Raw genomic sequence first — 14,935 nt, forward strand, 5'->3', positions numbered from 1 at the left:
GGCGGAAGTGGCACTCAATGTAACAAAACGTGCGATTCCCGTGACGCACGATGACCGGCGCGCGATTGCGTAGACCCGCGCGTCGGCGAACGGAGCTCTCCATGAACGACTCCATAGCACCGGACGAGCCGACCACCCCGCCCATGCGGTCCCGGCCGGAGACGGCGGCCACCTGCCGCCCGGTCGAAGAGGTCACCGCACTCGTGAGCCTCCTCAAGGAGGGCGGCCCGCCGCCCGGCACCGGGCACGACGCGCTCCGCACGGCCGCCGTGGCCCGACCGGTGCAGGACGTACGACGGATGGTCACCCTCCTGGGCGAGTCGCCGCACGAGGTGGCCGAGGCGGACCTCACGTTGCGCGCCCCCGCCCCCGCCGCCGCCGTCGGTCGGTCCGTCGAGGACGTCGCCCTGCTGGTGACCATCCTCGGCAAGGCGGACGCGGTCGAGGCGGAGCGCCGGGGCCGCGCCGGGCCTTCCTCGGAGCCGTACGCGGCGAGGCGCGAGGAGAGATACGAGGAGCCGCACGAGCCGCGGTACCCGGAGCCGCACGACGCCCCGTACCAGGAGCCGCCCCGGCGCACCGCCCCCGCGGACCCGCCCGCCGCGTCCCGCGACCGGGCGCTGCGCCGCGTCCTGCGCCTGCCCGTGGTGATCGCCCTGCTGGTCACCGGAGCACTGCACCTGCCGAACGACGCGACGGCCGTGCCGTTCGCCGCCCCCGTCGACTACCTGTCCCTCCTCGTCACGGTGCTCTGTCTGGTGAGCGGCGCGCTGGTGGCGCTCCGGGACACCGCGGCCGTGTGGCGGGCGGGAGCGGCCACCGCTCTCGGCGTGGTCGCCCTGCACGTGCTGGGCGGGTCGTTGCGGTACGACCCGCTGGCGGGCTCGCTGGGCGGTACCCGAGCCTGGGCCGGTGCCACCGTCGTGCTGTGCGCGGCCGTCGGCGCGGTCCTCGCCGGCCTGGCCCTGCGGAACCGCCGGGAGCCCTCCGCCTGACCGGCCGCTCCGTCCGCGGTCGCCGGGGGTCGATCCGGCGCGGCGCGGCCGGGCGGTCACGCGAGCAGGTTCACCGCCCGGGTGAACACGCGGGGGAGCCGGGCGGCCAGCGGGACGATCCGGGGCGCGAGCCGCGGCTGGTGACGGGCCCACAGCAGGGACGTGGTGAGCGTGCGGTAGCTGCGCGACAGGTCCCGCCAGGCCTGCTCGTAGGCCTGCGGACGCCCCTCCCGGACGCACCGCACCAGCTCGCCCGCCGCCGTCACGGCCAGGGTGAGTCCCTCGCCGGTCAGCGCGTCCACGTACCCGGCCGCGTCCCCCACGAACAGCACGCGCCCCGCCACCCGTACGCGGGCCCCCTGGCGCAGCGGCCCGGCCCCGCGCACCGGCGTCCCCTCCGCCGAGGCCAGCCGTTCCGCGAGCAGCGGGAACCGGGCCAGCTGTACGTCGAAGGGGGCCTGGTCGGAGGTCAGGACGGCCACGCCGATCCGGTCGGGCGCCAGCGGGGTGACGTAGGCCTCGCACCGCGCCGACCAGTGCACCTCGACGAGGTCGCTCCACGGCGGGGCGGCGTAGTGGCGGCGCAGCCCGTAGCGCGCCGGGCGGCGGGGCGCGAGCGGCGCCGACAGGCCGAGCCCGCGCCGGACGGGGGAGTGCAGGCCGTCCGCCGCGACCAGGTAGCGGGCGGTGAGCCCGGCCGCGCCGACCTGGTGGACGTCCTGGCGTACCTGGTCGACGCGCCCGGGGAGCACCCGTACCCCGAGCTGCGCGGCGCGCTCGGCCAGCGCGGCCTGCAGTTCCGTGCGCCGTGCGCCGAGCCCCGGGCCGGACCGGAAGCGCCCTTCGGCGTGGCGGCCGCTCTCCCCGTCGACGTAGCGGATGCCGTGGAACGGCTGCCCGGCCACGGCGACGCCCAGCTCCCGGAGGCGGCGTACGCCCCCCGGCATCAGGCCCTCCCCGCAGGCCTTGTCGATGGGGGTGGGCCGCGGCTCCACGACCACGGCCTCGAGGCCGGCGAGCGCGCCGTGGATGGCGGTGGCCAGACCGGCCGGCCCGCCGCCCGCGATCAGCAGGTCGATCACGAGGCGGCCCCGGCCGAGTGGACGGAGGCGGGCGCGCGCAGCCGGCCGCCGTCGGTCAGGGCGGCGTCCTCGCAGCCGATCCGTACGCGCAGCAGCACCAGATTGAGCACGGTGAAGCCGAGCGCCGTCATCCACGCGGTGTGCACGAGCGGCAGCGCGACGCCTTCCACGACCACCGCCACGTAGTTGGGGTGGCGCAGCAGCCGGTACGGTCCCGTCTCCACCAGCGGCAGCCCTGGAACGACCAGCACCCGGGTGTTCCAGCGCTTCCCGAGGGTGGCGATGCACCACCAGCGAAGGCCCTGGGCGGCCACGGCTGCGGCGAGGGCCGACCAGCCCAGCAGGGGGACGAACGGCCGTCCGGCCACCCAGGGTTCCACCACGCAGCCGACGAGCAGCGCGGTGTGCAGGGCCACCATGGCCGAATAGTGGCCGCGGCCGTACTCGCGGCCGCCGCGGGCCAGGCTCCACGCGGTGTGGCGGCGGGCCGTGATCAGCTCGACGAGCCGCTCGGCGGCGACGAGCCCGATCAGCAGCAGGTACAGGATCAGGGAGGTGGGGGCGGTCGGGGCGGGGATCGAGGTCATCGGGCTCACCAGCGCAGGAGGACGAGTTCGGAGGCGAAACCCGGACCGAAGGCGAGCATCAGCCCGACCGATCCGGGTGGGGGCGGGCCCGCGCTCTGGACGCCGTCCAGGATGTGCAGGACCGAGGCGGAGGAGAGGTTGCCCACGGCCGCGAGCGAGCGCCGGCTCGCGGCGAAGGCCGACTCCGGCAGCGCGAGGGCGTCCGAGAGGGTGTCGAGGATCTTGGGGCCGCCGGGATGGCAGATCCAGGCGTCGACGTCCGCGGGCTTGAGGTCGTGCGCGGCGAGGAAGGACTCGACCTCCTCGGCCACGTGCAGCCGGACCAGGTCCGGGAGTTCGCGGCCCAGCACCATGCGCATCCCCCAGTGGCCGATGTCCCAGCCGAGGAGGTGCTCGGTGCCCGGGTAGAGGCGGCTTCGGGCGGCCACCACCTCGGGTCCGGCGCCGCCGGCGTGCAGCGGATGGTCGCGGCCCACCGCCACCAGGGCGCCCGCGCCGTCGCCGAACAGGGCGCCGGCCACCAGGTTCGCCATCGAGGCGTCGGTGGACTGGAGGGTGAGCGAGCAGAGCTCGGTGGACAGCAACAGGGCCGCATGGCCGCTGCGGCCCGTCAGATGGTCGTGGACATGGCCCACACCGGCGGCGCCGGCCGCGCAGCCGAGGCCGAAGAGCGGTACCCGCCGTACGTCGGGACGCAGGCCCGCGCGGGTGGCGAGTCGGGCCTCCAGCGAGGGCGTCGCGAGCCCGGTCACCGTGGTCGACATGACGAGATCGACCTCCCGGGCGGCCAGGCCGGCGTCGGAGAGGGCGAGTTCGAGGGCCCGGGTGCCGAGCTCCAGGGCCGTCTCGATGAAGAGGGCGTTCGTCGCACCGAAGTCGTTGCCCGGACCGTACCGCTCCAGCGGCAGCGCGAGATGTCGGGCGTCCACGCGCACCGAGCCGTGGACGCGGCGCAGCAGGGCGGTGTCGGAGCCCGGCGGCAGGAAGCGGGCGAGCGCCTCCGTGATCTCGGACTGGGGATGGCGATGGGGCGGGAACACGCTGCGCACTGCCAGAACACGTGTCATTCGTTCACCATAGAAAACAACTGACACATCGTTACGAATCAGGCGAACCGGGCGCGGCGCCGCGTAGCGTGTCGCCGTGCCCGCGCGAACCACGCAGACCCGCGAGAACGCCGAGAACGCAGCGAACGCCACGAACGCCGACGTCACCGGGAGCGCAGCGTCCGGCCCCGGCCCCGGCCCCGGCCCCGCCCTCGTGCGCGGCCTGGCCGGCGCGTGCCACCCGCTGCCCGCGGCCGCCGTGACCCTGTTCGCCGCCGCCCTGACGGCCGCCGCGGGACACGGCCCGGCGCGGGCGGCCGTCACCGTGGGCGCGGTGGCCGCCGGACAGCTGTCGGTGGGCTGGTGCAACGACCGGGCCGACCTGCGGCGCGACCTGGCCACGGGCCGACGGGACAAACCGCTCGTCGCCGGTACGGTGCCCGCCGCGGCCGTGATGTGGGCCGCGGCCGTGTCGCTGCTGCTCTGCGTCCCGCTGTCCCTGGCCTGCGGGCCGCTCGCCGGCACCGCGCACCTCGTCGGCGTGGCGGCCGCCTGGGCCTACAACCTCCGGCTGAAGAGCACGGCCGCCTCGTGGGTCCCGTACGCCCTGGCCTTCGGCCTGCTGCCCGCCTTCGTCACTCTGAGCCTGCCCGGCACCCCGTGGCCGCCGCCCTGGCTCACGGCCGCCGCGGCCCTCCTCGGTGCGGGCGCGCACTTCGCCAACGTGCTGCCGGACATCGAGGACGATCTGGCCACCGGAGTGGCGGGACTTCCGCAGCGGCTGGGTCTGCGGGTCTCGGCCGCGGTCGGCGGGCTGCTCGTCATCGGCTCGACCGCCACCCTGGTCCTCGGACCACCGGGGCCGGTGACGGCGTACGGCTGGACGCTGCTCGCCGCGACCACCACGGCGCTGCTCCTCGCGGCCCGCCGGCCCGCCGGAAGGCTCCCGTTCCCGGCCACCATGGCGGTGGCCGGAGCCGATGTGATCCTGCTGGTCCTCGAACTCCGCCCGTGAGCCGGTGCCGCGACGGGACGTCCTTCAGGGCGTCTCGCGGGTGCGGGTCCAGGTCAGGAGCGCGTCCGCCGGCCAGGTGTTGATGACGCGGCCGGCCGGAACCTCGCACTCCACGGCCCGTTCGCAGCCGACGATCTGCCAGTCCAGCTGGCCCGGGGCGTGCGCGTCCGTGTCGATCGCGAAGAAGGTGCCGGCCGCCACGGCGAGGCGCAGCAGCCGACGCGGCGGGTCCAGGCGCTCGGGCCGGCTGTTGATCTCCACGGCGGTACCGGCCTCCGCGCAGGCCGCGAAGACCGCCTCGGCGTCGAACCGCGACTCCGGCCGGGTCCGGCCGGTCACCAGCCGCCCGGTGCAGTGGCCCAGGACGTCCACCAGCGGGTTGCGTACGGCAGCCAGCAGCCGCCGGGTCATCGCCGGCGGGTCCATCCGCAGCTTCGAGTGCACCGAGGCGACGACCAGGTCGAGCCGGTCCAGCAGCTCCGGCTCCTGGTCCAGGGCCCCGTCGTCGAGGATGTCGCACTCGATTCCGGTGAGCAGCCGGAAGGGCGCCCAGGTGTCGTTGAGCTCGGCCACCACCCGCAACTGCTCGCGCAGCCGCTCCGGGGAGAGCCCGCGGGCGACGGTCAGGCGCGGCGAGTGGTCGGTCAGTACCGCCCAGTCGTGCCCCAGCGCGGCCGCCGCCCGCCCCATCGCCTCGATCGGACTGCCGCCGTCGGACCAGTCGGAGTGCACGTGGCAGTCCCCGCGCAGGGCCGCCCGCAGCGCGGTGGCGGCGGGCGTGGCCGGCGGCCCCTCGGGGAGCGCGGCGATCTCGTCCTCCAGCGCCTGCAGATAGGCCGGCACGGCACCGCCGAGCGCCTCCCGCACGACCTGGGCCGTTTTGGGGCCGATGCCCTTCACGGCCTCCAGGGAACCGGCCGCGACCCGCTCGGCCACCTCGCTCTCGCCCATCCGGGTGACCGCGGCCGCCGCGGACCGGAACGCGCGTACCCGGTAGGTGGGGGCCTGCGCACGCTCCAGCAGGAAGGCGATCCGGTCCAGCGCCGCAACCGGGTCCATCGCGTACCTCCTGCCGGCCGCCCCGCGACCCCGTCCGCCCGCCTCCCGGACCCAGTGTCCGGCGCGGGGGGCCGCTACGCCTCTCCGGCCTCCCGGGGCACGGCGGCGTCGAGGGCTGCGGTGAGGCGGTTCAGCCGGGCCTGGAGGTCGAGGACCTCGGCGAGCTCGAAGCCGGTCGCGGCCGCGATCCGCCGGGGCACCTCCACCGCGCGGACGCGCAGCGCGGCGCCCTCCTCGGTCAGGTGGGCGTGCACGGACCGCTCGTCCTCGGTGCTGCGCTCGCGGCGGACCAGTCCGGCCGCCTCCAGCCGCTTGAGCAGCGGGGACAGCGTTCCGGAGTCCAGCCGCAGGTGCTGCCCGATCTCCTTGACCGGCATCTCGCCGTGCTCCCACAGCACCAGCATCACCAGGTACTGGGGGTAGGTGAGCCCCAGGTCCTTGAGGACGACGCGGTAGAGGCCGCCGAAGGCGCGGCTCGCCGCGTTCAGCGCGAAGCAGATCTGGCCGTCGAGGCGCAGGAAGTCCTGGTCGGGGTGGGTCGCGGTGGGCTGCTCGGTCATGACGCCCAGTGTACCCGGGACCGACTTGCGAGGCATTGAATTGTGCACAACTGAATTGTGTGCTCTAGTAGTGGAGTGCGGCCGACCACCGGCCGCCACCACGGTTCATTTCTGCGAGAGGACCTCTCATGGACGCGCTCTACACCGCTGTCGCCACCGCCAACGGCCGCGAGGGCCGTACCGTCAGCTCCGACGGCCAGCTCGACCTCGCCCTCGCGATGCCCCCGGCGCTGGGCGGCAACGGGCAGGGCACCAACCCCGAGCAGCTCTTCGCGGCCGGCTACGCGGCCTGCTTCGCCAGCGCGCTCGGTCTGGTCGGCCGCCAGGCCAAGGCCGACACCAGCGAGGTCTCGGTCACCGCGGAGGTCTCCATCGGCAAGGACGGCGCCGGCTTCGGCCTCGCCGTCACCCTGCGCGTCGAGCTGCCGGAGTCCCTGGCCGGCGAGACGGGCGCGCTGCTGGTCAAGCAGGCGCACGAGGTCTGCCCGTACTCCCGCGCCACCCGCGGCAACATCGACGTGGACCTCGTGATCGAGTAAAGATGCCGGACACCTGGCGGGCGGCCACCATGGAGGGGCATCCACTCCTACGGGAGCCGCACGCCAGGAGGCGCCGGTGGCGCACACCTTCGCAACGGACGTACTGGTCGCCGGCGCCGGCCCGGTCGGGCTGACCGCCGCCGCGGAGCTCCGCAGACGGGGCGTCACGTGCCGGATCGTCGACCGGCTGCCGGCCAGGGTGCCGTTCGCGAAGGCCGTCGGCATCCAGCCGCGCACGCTGGAGGTGTGGGACCGGATGGGGATGGTCCGCGCCGCCCTGGAGGCGGCCGTCCCGATGCGGGGGCAGTTCCTCTACGTCAACGGCGTCGAGAAGGCCCGCATCGAACTCTCCGTCCCGCCCGAAGTGCCCTACGGATTCGCGGCGCTGCCGCAGTACGAGACCGAGCGCATCCTGGACGAGTTCCTGGGCCGCTTCGGGACGGCCGTCGAACGGGGCACCGAACTCGTGTCGTTCACCCAGGACGCCGACGGGGTGACCTGCCGGCTGCAGCACACCCCGTCCGGGGCGGCGGAAGAACTGCGGACCCGCTACCTGGTGGGCTGCGACGGCGCGCACAGCATCGTCCGCAAGGGGCTCGGCCTCACCTTCGAGGGCGGCGCCTTCGCCGAGGAGTACATGCTCGCCGACGTACGCGTCGACTGGGACCTGCCGCCCGGGTACAACCTGCGCGCCATGCACCTCGACGACGACGGGGCGGTCGACGACCTGCTCGTCTGCATCCCGCTGCCCGGCCGGGGCCGGTACCGGATGTCGATGATGGTGCCGCCCGAACTCTCCACCGCACGGCAGGATACGGCCGCCTCCGACGGCGTCGCCCATGGCCTGCAGAGCGGCCGGGGCCCCGCACCGGCCGACATCCAGGCCGTCCTGGACCGGCTCTCACCGCAGCCGACCACCGCCTTCGACATCCGCTGGACCTCGGTGTTCCGCATCAGCCACCGGATCGTGGACCGCTACGGCGACGGCCGGGTCTTCGTCGCCGGGGACGCGGCCCACATCCACCCGCCGACCGGCGCCCAGGGCATGAACACCGGCATCCAGGACGCCTGGAACCTGGCCTGGAAGCTCGCGCTGGCCTGCGAGGGCGCGGCCCACCCCGGCCTGCTCGCCGGCTACGACGCCGAGCGCCGGCCCGTCGGCGAGGAAGTCGTCGGCCGCACCGTACGGCACGCCGTCGAGGGAATGGAGAACGACCCCGACGACCCGGCGACGGTGATGATGCGCGAGGCCCAACTCCTCGTCGGCTACCGGGGAAGCCCGACCGTGGACCCGGCCGGCGAGGGCCGCGGCCCCCGGCCCGGCGACCGCGCACCCGACTGCGCGGGCCTGACCGGACCCGGCACCGCCTACCCGATGCGCCTGTACGACGTCCTGCGCGAGCGGGACCACGTACTGCTGCTCTACGGAGCCGGGTTCGGGCCCGGGTCCGAAACGGGGGAGGGCCTCGACGCACTCGTCCGCACCGCCCGGGACTCCTCGGGCGGCCGTGTGGAGGTCTGCCTGCTGCTCGCGGCGGACGCGGACGCGGACGAGGACCCGAACGCCGTCATCGAGGCCGACGGCAGGACCCTGCCGGTCTACGCAGACACCCGGGGAGAGTTCGCCCGCCTCTACGCGGCCGAGGAGCCCACGGCCTTCGTGATCCGCCCGGACGGATATCTCGGAGCCCGGATCCCGCTCTCCCCGCCCGCCCCGCGCCCGCTGGCCGCCCACCTCGCGGCCGTCTTCGCCACGAGCCCGCCGAACTGACCCGTCAGGCCCGGGCGGCCTCGCGGCGCTGCCGCTTGCCCAGCGGGGCCAGCGACATGTCCTGGGCCTGCGACCTCAGCTGCTTGAAGCCGTACCCGCGCTCGGTCAGCCAGCTCTCCGCCGCCAGCTCCGCCCGGGCCGTCGCGTCGAGGATGTCCTCCTCGGCCTCACCCGTGTCCACGAAGCGGAAGGTGAAGAAGGGGCGGGCCGCGAGGTCGTACGTGAGATGACCCTCGGCGGTGAACTCCGCGCGCAGCATGTCGTGCTCGGGCGCAGCGGCGAGCAGCTCGGCCGTCTGGTCGTCGGTCAGACCGTCGAACGAGCCGCGGACGGTGATACGGAAGGTACGGATGGCACTCATCCCCGGAGCCTAGATCGGGCACCGCGTCTCCTGCATCCGGATATCCGCCGGTCCGCCCCGCCCGCCACCCGGTGGACGGCCGCGCAGGGCCGCGTACGGCCGCGTACACCGCACGGACACCCCGAAAGCCCCGGCCGGGAGCCCGTTTTGGATTTGCCGGACGATCCTCAATACGATCCGGCGATGATCACAAGAAAACGGCTTGCGGTCGGGGCGTGCGGCCTGCTCGCCGCCCTGGCCGTCGGGCTCTTCCCGGCGAGCGCCACCGCCGCCGACGAACCGACGGCGAAGGAACCCCCCAAGGTCGACCTCGTCCTCGACGTGAGCGGCTCCATGCGGGCCAACGACATCGACGGACAGACCCGCATGGCAGCGGCCAAGCAGGCCTTCAACGAGGTCATCGACGCGGTCCCGGCCGAGGTACGCCTCGGCATACGGACCCTGGGGGCCGACTACCCCGGGGACGACCGGGCCACGGGATGCAAGGACACCAAGCAGCTCTACAAGGTCGGCCCCCTCGACCGGACCGAGGCCAAGACCGCGGTGGCGACCCTGGCCCCCACCGGCTGGACGCCGATCGGACCGGCCCTGCTCGGCGCGGCCCAGGACCTGGAGGGCGGCACCGGCTCCAAGCGGATCGTGCTCATCACGGACGGCGAGGACACCTGCGCCCCGCTCGACCCGTGCGAAGTGGCGCGCGACATCGCCGCCAAGGGCATCCACCTGGTCATCGACACCCTCGGCCTGGTCCCGGACGCCAAGACCCGGGCCCAGCTGACCTGCATCGCCGAGGCCACCGGCGGCACCTACACCTCGGTGCAGCACAAGGCGGACCTCTCCAGCCGGGTGAAACAACTCGTCGACCGGGCCGCGGACCCGGTCGTCAACCCGGTCGCGACCGAGGGCGCGAAGCAGTGCCAGGGCGCCCCGCAGCTCAAGGCCGGCCTCTACAGCGACCGCGAGACCTTCGGTGAACACCGCTGGTACCGGGTCGACGTCCTCCCGGGGCAGGAACTGCGCGCCTCGGTCAGCATCGGCGCCGACCGCGCCGTCAACAACGACTACGGCGTCCTGCTGCGCGCCACCACCGTCCACGGGCGCGAGATCGTGCGCGGCTCGGAGGCGGGCGACGGGCGTACCGACGTCCTCTCGACCGGCCTGCGCTACCCGAAGGCCGAGATCGACGGCCTGGACTCGGACGCCAAGCCCGTCCCGGAGACCGTCTGCCTCCAGGTCAGCAACTCCTTCTCCGCTCCCGCCTCCGTCAAGACGACCCCGGGCATGCCCGTCGAGCTGACCATCGACCTGGTGGACGGACCCGACGAGGCCTCCGACGTCGCCGCGTTCGGCCTCGGGCGGGGCTGGTGGCTGCTGGCCGTGCTGGTGCTCGCCGGGCTGCTGGCCGGTCTGGTGTGGGGATGGATCTCCCGCTGGCGCATCTCCGTCTGGAGGACCAACTGATGCGTAGAGTAGGCACACTGACCGCGTCCCTGCTGGCCGCTGCCGCCGCCCTCACGGTGGCGGGCACGGCCATGGGCACGGCAGTCGCGGACACGCCCTCACCGAGCACCAGCGCGAGTGCGAGCGCGAGCCCGGGCGGGTCCAAGGCCGAATCCGCCCCGACCGAGGCCGGCACCGGCTTCCGTACCGCGGCGGCGTTCCGCCCGGGCCAGAAGGCCACGGCCGGCGCCTCCAGCGGCGACTACCTCTACTGGGTGGTGCCGATCGACGCGCAGCAGCGCGCCACGGTGAAGGCCGCCGTCACCCTGCCCGACGCGGCGGCCCGGCACGGCGCCTCGACCTGGCGGCTCGACGTGTACGACGGACTGCGCCGCCGCCAGGCCTGCACCTACGGCACGCAGACCGCGGCCGCGGCGAAGGAAGCCGCCACGGTCGAACTGTCCTGCACCCTGCGCACCGTACGCGCCGGCGCCGAGCCGTGGGCCAACGATCCGCTGCCGGGCAGCTACTACATCCGCCTGACGGCCGTCGACCAGCCGGACGAGGACAAGGGCCTGCCGGTGCGCGCTGCCGTCGAGGCCGACGTGAGGGAGACCGGCGGCGTCCAGGCCGTGGACGGCGCCCTCTCCACCCCGCTGGTCGCGGGCACCGTGACCGCGACCCTGCGCGAGCCGGAGGACGGCTGGTCCGGCGGCTGGTGGTCCGACCGCTGGATCTGGACCGCCGCGGGCGGCGTGCTCGCCGCCCTCGCGGGCGTCCTCGGGTACTCCCTGACGCGCGGCACGGGCCGCCCGTCCAGGGTCCCGCCGGGCGCCTGAGAAACGGGGAGGCCGTGGCCCGCGGGCCACGGCCTCCCCTCACTCGTCCGCGATTCAGCGGCCGCGGGTCAGCCGGGTCCCGAACGAGGGCTCGGCCAGCGCGCCCTTGACCGCGACGGGCACGCTCTTGGCCCCCTCCCCGCTGCCGACCGTCAGCACGGCCACCTCGGAACCGTCCTTCGCGGTGTGCGGGAGCGGTCCGGCATCGGCGGTGCGGGCGAGGGACAGCGTCAGCTTCTGGCCCGGGACGCCGATCACGTTGAGGTCCTTGGTGGCCACCAGCGGCGTACGGCCGCCGAGCCCGTCGTCCACATGGCCCACGACGTCGCCCTTGCGGATCACCGGAGCCGACGCGAGCGCCGTCCGTACCCCCTCGATGATCGTCTTGCTGTTAGCCAGCACCAGCTTGAGGCTGTTCGCGCCGTCCTCGTCCGGCCCGTCCACATGCTGGTCCATCAAGGTGCCGAGGATCAACTGGTCCTTGCCATCGATCGACTTGTACGCCGCCCACATCAGGGCCCCGCCGGCGGGCGTGCTGGAACCGGTCTTGATGCCCCGGATGCTGAGACCCTGGGCGGTGAGCAGGGTGTTGTTGTTCTCGAGCCGCGCGGGCGACCCCTTGATGGCGGCGTTCGGGAGCGCGACGATCGAGCGGAACACCTCGTCCTTCATGACGGCCTCGGCGAGCTTCAGCTGATCGACGGCGGTGCTGACGGTGCCCGAGTCCAGACCGCTGGGGTCCGTGTACGTGGTGTTCGTCATCCCGAGCTCCTTGGCGGCGGCGTTCATCTTCGCGACGAACGCGGCCTCGGAGTCGGTGCCGGTGTCCCAGCGCGCCAGCAGGCGCGCGGCGTTGTTGCCCGAGGGGATCATGAGCATCTTGAGCACGTCCTGCTGGCTGAACTTCTGCCCGACGGTCAGACCCTCGACGCGGGACTCGTGGTCGGCGTTGCCGTCCGCCACGGTCTTCGCGTCGATCGTGATGTCCGGACCCGGGTCGGCCTTGCGCAGCGGGTGGCCCTTGAGGATCACGTAGGCCGTCATCACCTTGGCGACGCTGGCCGTCGGGACGGGCTTCTGCTCGCCGAACGTGCCGATGTCGCCGGAGCCGGAGATGCGAACGGCGCCCTGACCCTTGGCGGGCCACGGCACGGAGAACTGCCCGTCGATGGTGCGGTCGGCCTGGGCGGCCACGAGCTGCGGGGTGGGCAGGGGGCGCAGCAGCTGGGCGCCGGCCCCGGCGCCCACGAGGAGCAGCAGGATTGGCGTCCATATCTTGACGCGGCGCAGCGCGGTCCGGCGCGGGGTCTCCGCCGGGGCAGGGGTGTTGGTGAGCTCGGCCAGCAGATCGAGCGGAGGCAGCGGAGCGGCGGGGGCCGGCCCGGCCACCTTGGCCCCGGGGGAATGCGGCTGGGCCCGCGGCGCGACGGGCGCGGGCAGGTCGACGTCCTTGAGCGCGACGAACTGGCTCGTCCGCTCGGGGTCCGGATCCACGTCCCGAGCACAGGAGGGAGCCTTCCGCGGGGCGTCCGGCTCGGCGGGCTTCTTCTTGGGCAGGACGATGAGCATCGTCTCGTCGGACGGGGCATCGGCCTCGGGCGCACCCTTGGCCTCCGGCCCGGGCGCGACATCGGACCCGGCGCCGGCCTGGTCCTTGCCGTCGGCCTCCGACTCCGACTTCGCCTCGGAACGGGCCGCGGCCTTGGCCCCGCCCTGGGTGGCGGCCTCGCCCTCGGGCTCGGAGTGGGCTTCGCCCGAACGTCCGCTGTCGGCGTCGGCCCGGCCCTTCGGCTCGGCCTGGGGGGCGGCTTCGTCCTCGGGCTCTGCGTCGGCCTTGGCGTCGGCGTCGGTCTTCGGCTCGGCCGTAACGGCTTCTGCCTCGGCGCGGGCCGTTGCTTCGGCTTCGGGTTCGGTCGCGCCCGTGCGCTGGGACTCGGCCTTCGCCTCGGGATCGGCTTTGCCCTCGAGCGCGGTGCCCGGCTCGGGGTCGGTATCACCGGGGAGTTCGGCGTCGGCCTGGCCCTTCGGCTCGGCCGTAACGGCTTCTGCCTCGGCGCGGGCCGTGACCTCGGCTTCGGGTTCGGTCGCGCCCGCGCGCTGGGACTCGGCCTTCGCCTCGGGATCGGCTTCGCCCTCGAGCGCGGTGCCCGGCTCGGGGTCGGTATCACCGGGGAGTTCGGCGTCGGCCTGGCCCTTCGGTTCGGCCGTAACGGCTTCCGCCTCGGCGCGGGCCGTTGCTTCGGTTTCGGCTTCCGCCTCGGAGCGGGCTTCGCCCACCGGTTCGGCTTCGTCCTCGGGCTCTGTGTCCGCCTCGGCGCCGGCGACGGCCTTCGGCTCCGCAGTAACGGCTTCAGCCGCGGTGCCCGCCGCGACCTCGGCTGCGGGCGCGCCCTCGGGGTCGCCCTCCGCCTCGGACTCGGCCGCGGCCCGGGGGTCGGCATCGCCGGGGAGTTCGGAGTCGGGGTCGGCGTCGGTCCGGCCGTTCCGTTCGGCCTGGGGGGCGGCTTCGCCCTCGGGCTCCGTGCCCGCCCCGGCGTCGGCGTCGGCTTCGGCCGTCGCCTTGGACTTCCCCTCCAGGACGGTGGTTTCCGCCTCGATCTCCGGGTCGTCCGAGGAACCGCCCGCCACCGTTACCGCCTTCATCCCAGCCCCGCCTTGCTGCTCACACATGCCGATACGACCGGCGAGGCCCCACGGGGCCTCGCCGCACTGCCAGATGTCCGCGGTACCCCGCTCGTTCCATCCGCTGGATCTTGTGACCGTTCGGTCATATTCGCTGAGTACGCCTACTCATGACCCCGCCCGCTCCACCGCCCGACCATGGGGTACATCGCACCGCACCACCACCACCACCGCGCCATCCGAACGGGGTCGTCCATGCTCAGCCGAATCGCCGCCGCCCTCGTGCCCGCCTTCGGGCGGCTGACCGTCACCGCCGACCCCGGGGACCGCCCCGCCCCCGGCGCCATCCTGGTCGCCAACCACACCTCCCTCGCCGACCCGGCCGTCGTAGTCGCCGCACTGCGCCGGTACGGGATCGAGCCGGTCATCCTGGCCACCAGCGGCCTCTGGCGGGTACCGCTGCTCGGCCCCGCGCTGCGCCGCGAAGGCCATATCGCCGTCCACCGCGGCACCGCCCGCGCCGCCGACTCCCTCGACGCGGCGGCCGTCGCCCTCGCCTCGGGCCGCAGCGTGCTGCTCTACGGCGAAGGCAGGCTCCCCGTGCGCCGCGACGCGGGGGAGACCGCCCCCGGCCCCTTCCGTAGCGGCCTGGCCCGGCTCGCCGCCGGGACGGGCGCCCCGGTCGTGCCCGTCGGCCAGGCGGGTGCCCGCCGCCTCTGCTCCGGGAGCGGTGCCAAGCAGCTCGCCGGCGTCTTCACCGCCCCGCTGCGCAGGCCCTGCTTCCACGTCCACATCGGTTCGCCGCTCCACCTGCCCGACCGTGTGCCGGAGGCCACGGACCGGGCCCGCGAGGCGGTCACGGCCGCCTGGCGCACCGCGGCGTCCGCCCTCGGCGAGGCGGGTCGGGAAGCGGCCTGAGGCCGGTCCCGCGGAGGTGCGCCGTGGCACCGCACGCTGCCGCGGAGGAAGCCGATCGGGCCCTCGGAACGTGTCGCCGAGCCCGTCACCGGTCATGGCAT

14 protein-coding genes are annotated in these 14,935 nt (G+C 74.5%); 7 read left to right on the top strand and 7 right to left on the bottom strand.

What is annotated here, in order from left to right:
* The first annotated feature begins 101 nt into the window (after positions 1-101).
* The gene (locus tag JYK04_RS39355; RefSeq protein ID WP_189744770.1) at positions 102-995 is read left to right on the top strand and encodes a hypothetical protein; all 894 of its coding nucleotides are present in this window, start codon (positions 102-104) and stop codon (positions 993-995) included.
* 56 nt (positions 996-1,051) lie between these two features.
* Here JYK04_RS39355 and JYK04_RS39360 read toward each other — a convergent pair whose 3' ends face one another.
* The 3 genes from JYK04_RS39360 to JYK04_RS39370 are packed head-to-tail and all read right to left on the bottom strand — an operon-like array spanning position 1,052 to position 3,731.
* Positions 1,052-2,077: an NAD(P)/FAD-dependent oxidoreductase gene (locus tag JYK04_RS39360; RefSeq protein ID WP_189744772.1), complete on the bottom strand. Its 1,026-nt coding sequence runs from the start codon at positions 2,075-2,077 to the stop codon at positions 1,052-1,054.
* On the bottom strand, positions 2,074-2,628 hold the full coding sequence (locus JYK04_RS39365; RefSeq protein WP_189745039.1) for an isoprenylcysteine carboxyl methyltransferase family protein: 555 nt from the start codon (positions 2,626-2,628) through the stop codon (positions 2,074-2,076). Before JYK04_RS39365 ends, JYK04_RS39360 begins: the two co-directional genes overlap by 4 nt.
* Before the next feature lie 41 nt (positions 2,629-2,669).
* On the bottom strand, positions 2,670-3,731 hold the full coding sequence (locus JYK04_RS39370; protein ID WP_189744774.1) for a type III polyketide synthase: 1,062 nt from the start codon (positions 3,729-3,731) through the stop codon (positions 2,670-2,672).
* 76 nt (positions 3,732-3,807) lie between these two features.
* Here JYK04_RS39370 and JYK04_RS39375 point away from each other — a divergent pair, with 76 nt between their 5' ends.
* The gene (locus tag JYK04_RS39375) at positions 3,808-4,725 is read left to right on the top strand and encodes a UbiA family prenyltransferase (RefSeq protein ID WP_229876683.1); all 918 of its coding nucleotides are present in this window, start codon (positions 3,808-3,810) and stop codon (positions 4,723-4,725) included.
* Between the two features lie 24 nt (positions 4,726-4,749).
* Here JYK04_RS39375 and JYK04_RS39380 read toward each other — a convergent pair whose 3' ends face one another.
* Positions 4,750-5,784 carry a PHP domain-containing protein gene (locus JYK04_RS39380; protein WP_189744776.1) on the bottom strand — a complete coding sequence of 345 codons (1,035 nt, stop codon included), beginning with the start codon at positions 5,782-5,784 and terminating at the stop codon, positions 4,750-4,752.
* Positions 5,785-5,858: 74 nt separating this feature from the next.
* On the bottom strand, positions 5,859-6,344 hold the full coding sequence (locus JYK04_RS39385; protein WP_189744778.1) for a MarR family winged helix-turn-helix transcriptional regulator: 486 nt from the start codon (positions 6,342-6,344) through the stop codon (positions 5,859-5,861).
* Positions 6,345-6,472: 128 nt separating this feature from the next.
* Here JYK04_RS39385 and JYK04_RS39390 point away from each other — a divergent pair, with 128 nt between their 5' ends.
* Complete coding sequence (locus JYK04_RS39390) at positions 6,473-6,883, top strand: organic hydroperoxide resistance protein (RefSeq protein ID WP_109779506.1); 411 nt, start codon at positions 6,473-6,475, stop codon at positions 6,881-6,883.
* Between the two features lie 76 nt (positions 6,884-6,959).
* Positions 6,960-8,654: an FAD-dependent monooxygenase gene (locus JYK04_RS39395; protein ID WP_189744779.1), complete on the top strand. Its 1,695-nt coding sequence runs from the start codon at positions 6,960-6,962 to the stop codon at positions 8,652-8,654.
* Between the two features lie 4 nt (positions 8,655-8,658).
* On the opposite strand, the gene JYK04_RS39400 is transcribed toward JYK04_RS39395, so the two are convergent.
* Entirely contained in the window at positions 8,659-9,015 is a 357-nt protein-coding gene (locus JYK04_RS39400) for a DUF6204 family protein (RefSeq protein WP_189744782.1), read from the bottom strand.
* A 183-nt stretch (positions 9,016-9,198) separates the two neighbouring features.
* Between JYK04_RS39400 and JYK04_RS39405 the strand changes: the two genes are divergently transcribed.
* Complete coding sequence (locus JYK04_RS39405) at positions 9,199-10,476, top strand: VWA domain-containing protein (RefSeq protein WP_189744784.1); 1,278 nt, start codon at positions 9,199-9,201, stop codon at positions 10,474-10,476.
* The gene (locus JYK04_RS39410) at positions 10,476-11,294 is read left to right on the top strand and encodes a hypothetical protein (RefSeq protein WP_189744786.1); all 819 of its coding nucleotides are present in this window, start codon (positions 10,476-10,478) and stop codon (positions 11,292-11,294) included. The genes JYK04_RS39405 and JYK04_RS39410 overlap by 1 nt, the downstream gene beginning before the upstream one ends.
* Positions 11,295-11,348: 54 nt before the next feature.
* On the opposite strand, the gene JYK04_RS41720 is transcribed toward JYK04_RS39410, so the two are convergent.
* Positions 11,349-13,937: a serine hydrolase gene (locus tag JYK04_RS41720; RefSeq protein WP_229876685.1), complete on the bottom strand. Its 2,589-nt coding sequence runs from the start codon at positions 13,935-13,937 to the stop codon at positions 11,349-11,351.
* Positions 13,938-14,171: 234 nt separating this feature from the next.
* Between JYK04_RS41720 and JYK04_RS39420 the strand changes: the two genes are divergently transcribed.
* Positions 14,172-14,834 (top strand): lysophospholipid acyltransferase family protein, encoded by a 663-nt coding sequence (locus tag JYK04_RS39420; protein WP_189744788.1) that lies wholly within the window; start codon positions 14,172-14,174, stop codon positions 14,832-14,834.
* Positions 14,835-14,935: the final 101 nt, after the last annotated feature.

Source organism: Streptomyces nojiriensis, assembly GCF_017639205.1.
In the GTDB taxonomy this organism is placed as follows: domain Bacteria; phylum Actinomycetota; class Actinomycetes; order Streptomycetales; family Streptomycetaceae; genus Streptomyces; species Streptomyces nojiriensis.

Excerpts from the sequence above, each read along its gene's own strand:
- JYK04_RS39355 (WP_189744770.1), top strand. The coding sequence starts at position 102 with ATGAACGACTCCATAGCACCGGACGAGCCGACCACCCCGCCCATGCGG.
- JYK04_RS39370 (WP_189744774.1), bottom strand. The coding sequence starts at position 3,731 with ATGACACGTGTTCTGGCAGTGCGCAGCGTGTTCCCGCCCCATCGCCAT.
- JYK04_RS39380 (WP_189744776.1), bottom strand. The coding sequence starts at position 5,784 with ATGGACCCGGTTGCGGCGCTGGACCGGATCGCCTTCCTGCTGGAGCGT.
- JYK04_RS39385 (WP_189744778.1), bottom strand. The coding sequence starts at position 6,344 with ATGACCGAGCAGCCCACCGCGACCCACCCCGACCAGGACTTCCTGCGC.
- JYK04_RS39390 (WP_109779506.1), top strand. The coding sequence starts at position 6,473 with ATGGACGCGCTCTACACCGCTGTCGCCACCGCCAACGGCCGCGAGGGC.
- JYK04_RS39400 (WP_189744782.1), bottom strand. The coding sequence starts at position 9,015 with ATGAGTGCCATCCGTACCTTCCGTATCACCGTCCGCGGCTCGTTCGAC.
- JYK04_RS39405 (WP_189744784.1), top strand. The coding sequence starts at position 9,199 with ATGATCACAAGAAAACGGCTTGCGGTCGGGGCGTGCGGCCTGCTCGCC.
- JYK04_RS39410 (WP_189744786.1), top strand. The coding sequence starts at position 10,476 with ATGCGTAGAGTAGGCACACTGACCGCGTCCCTGCTGGCCGCTGCCGCC.
- JYK04_RS41720 (WP_229876685.1), bottom strand. The coding sequence starts at position 13,937 with ATGAAGGCGGTAACGGTGGCGGGCGGTTCCTCGGACGACCCGGAGATC.
- JYK04_RS39420 (WP_189744788.1), top strand. The coding sequence starts at position 14,172 with ATGCTCAGCCGAATCGCCGCCGCCCTCGTGCCCGCCTTCGGGCGGCTG.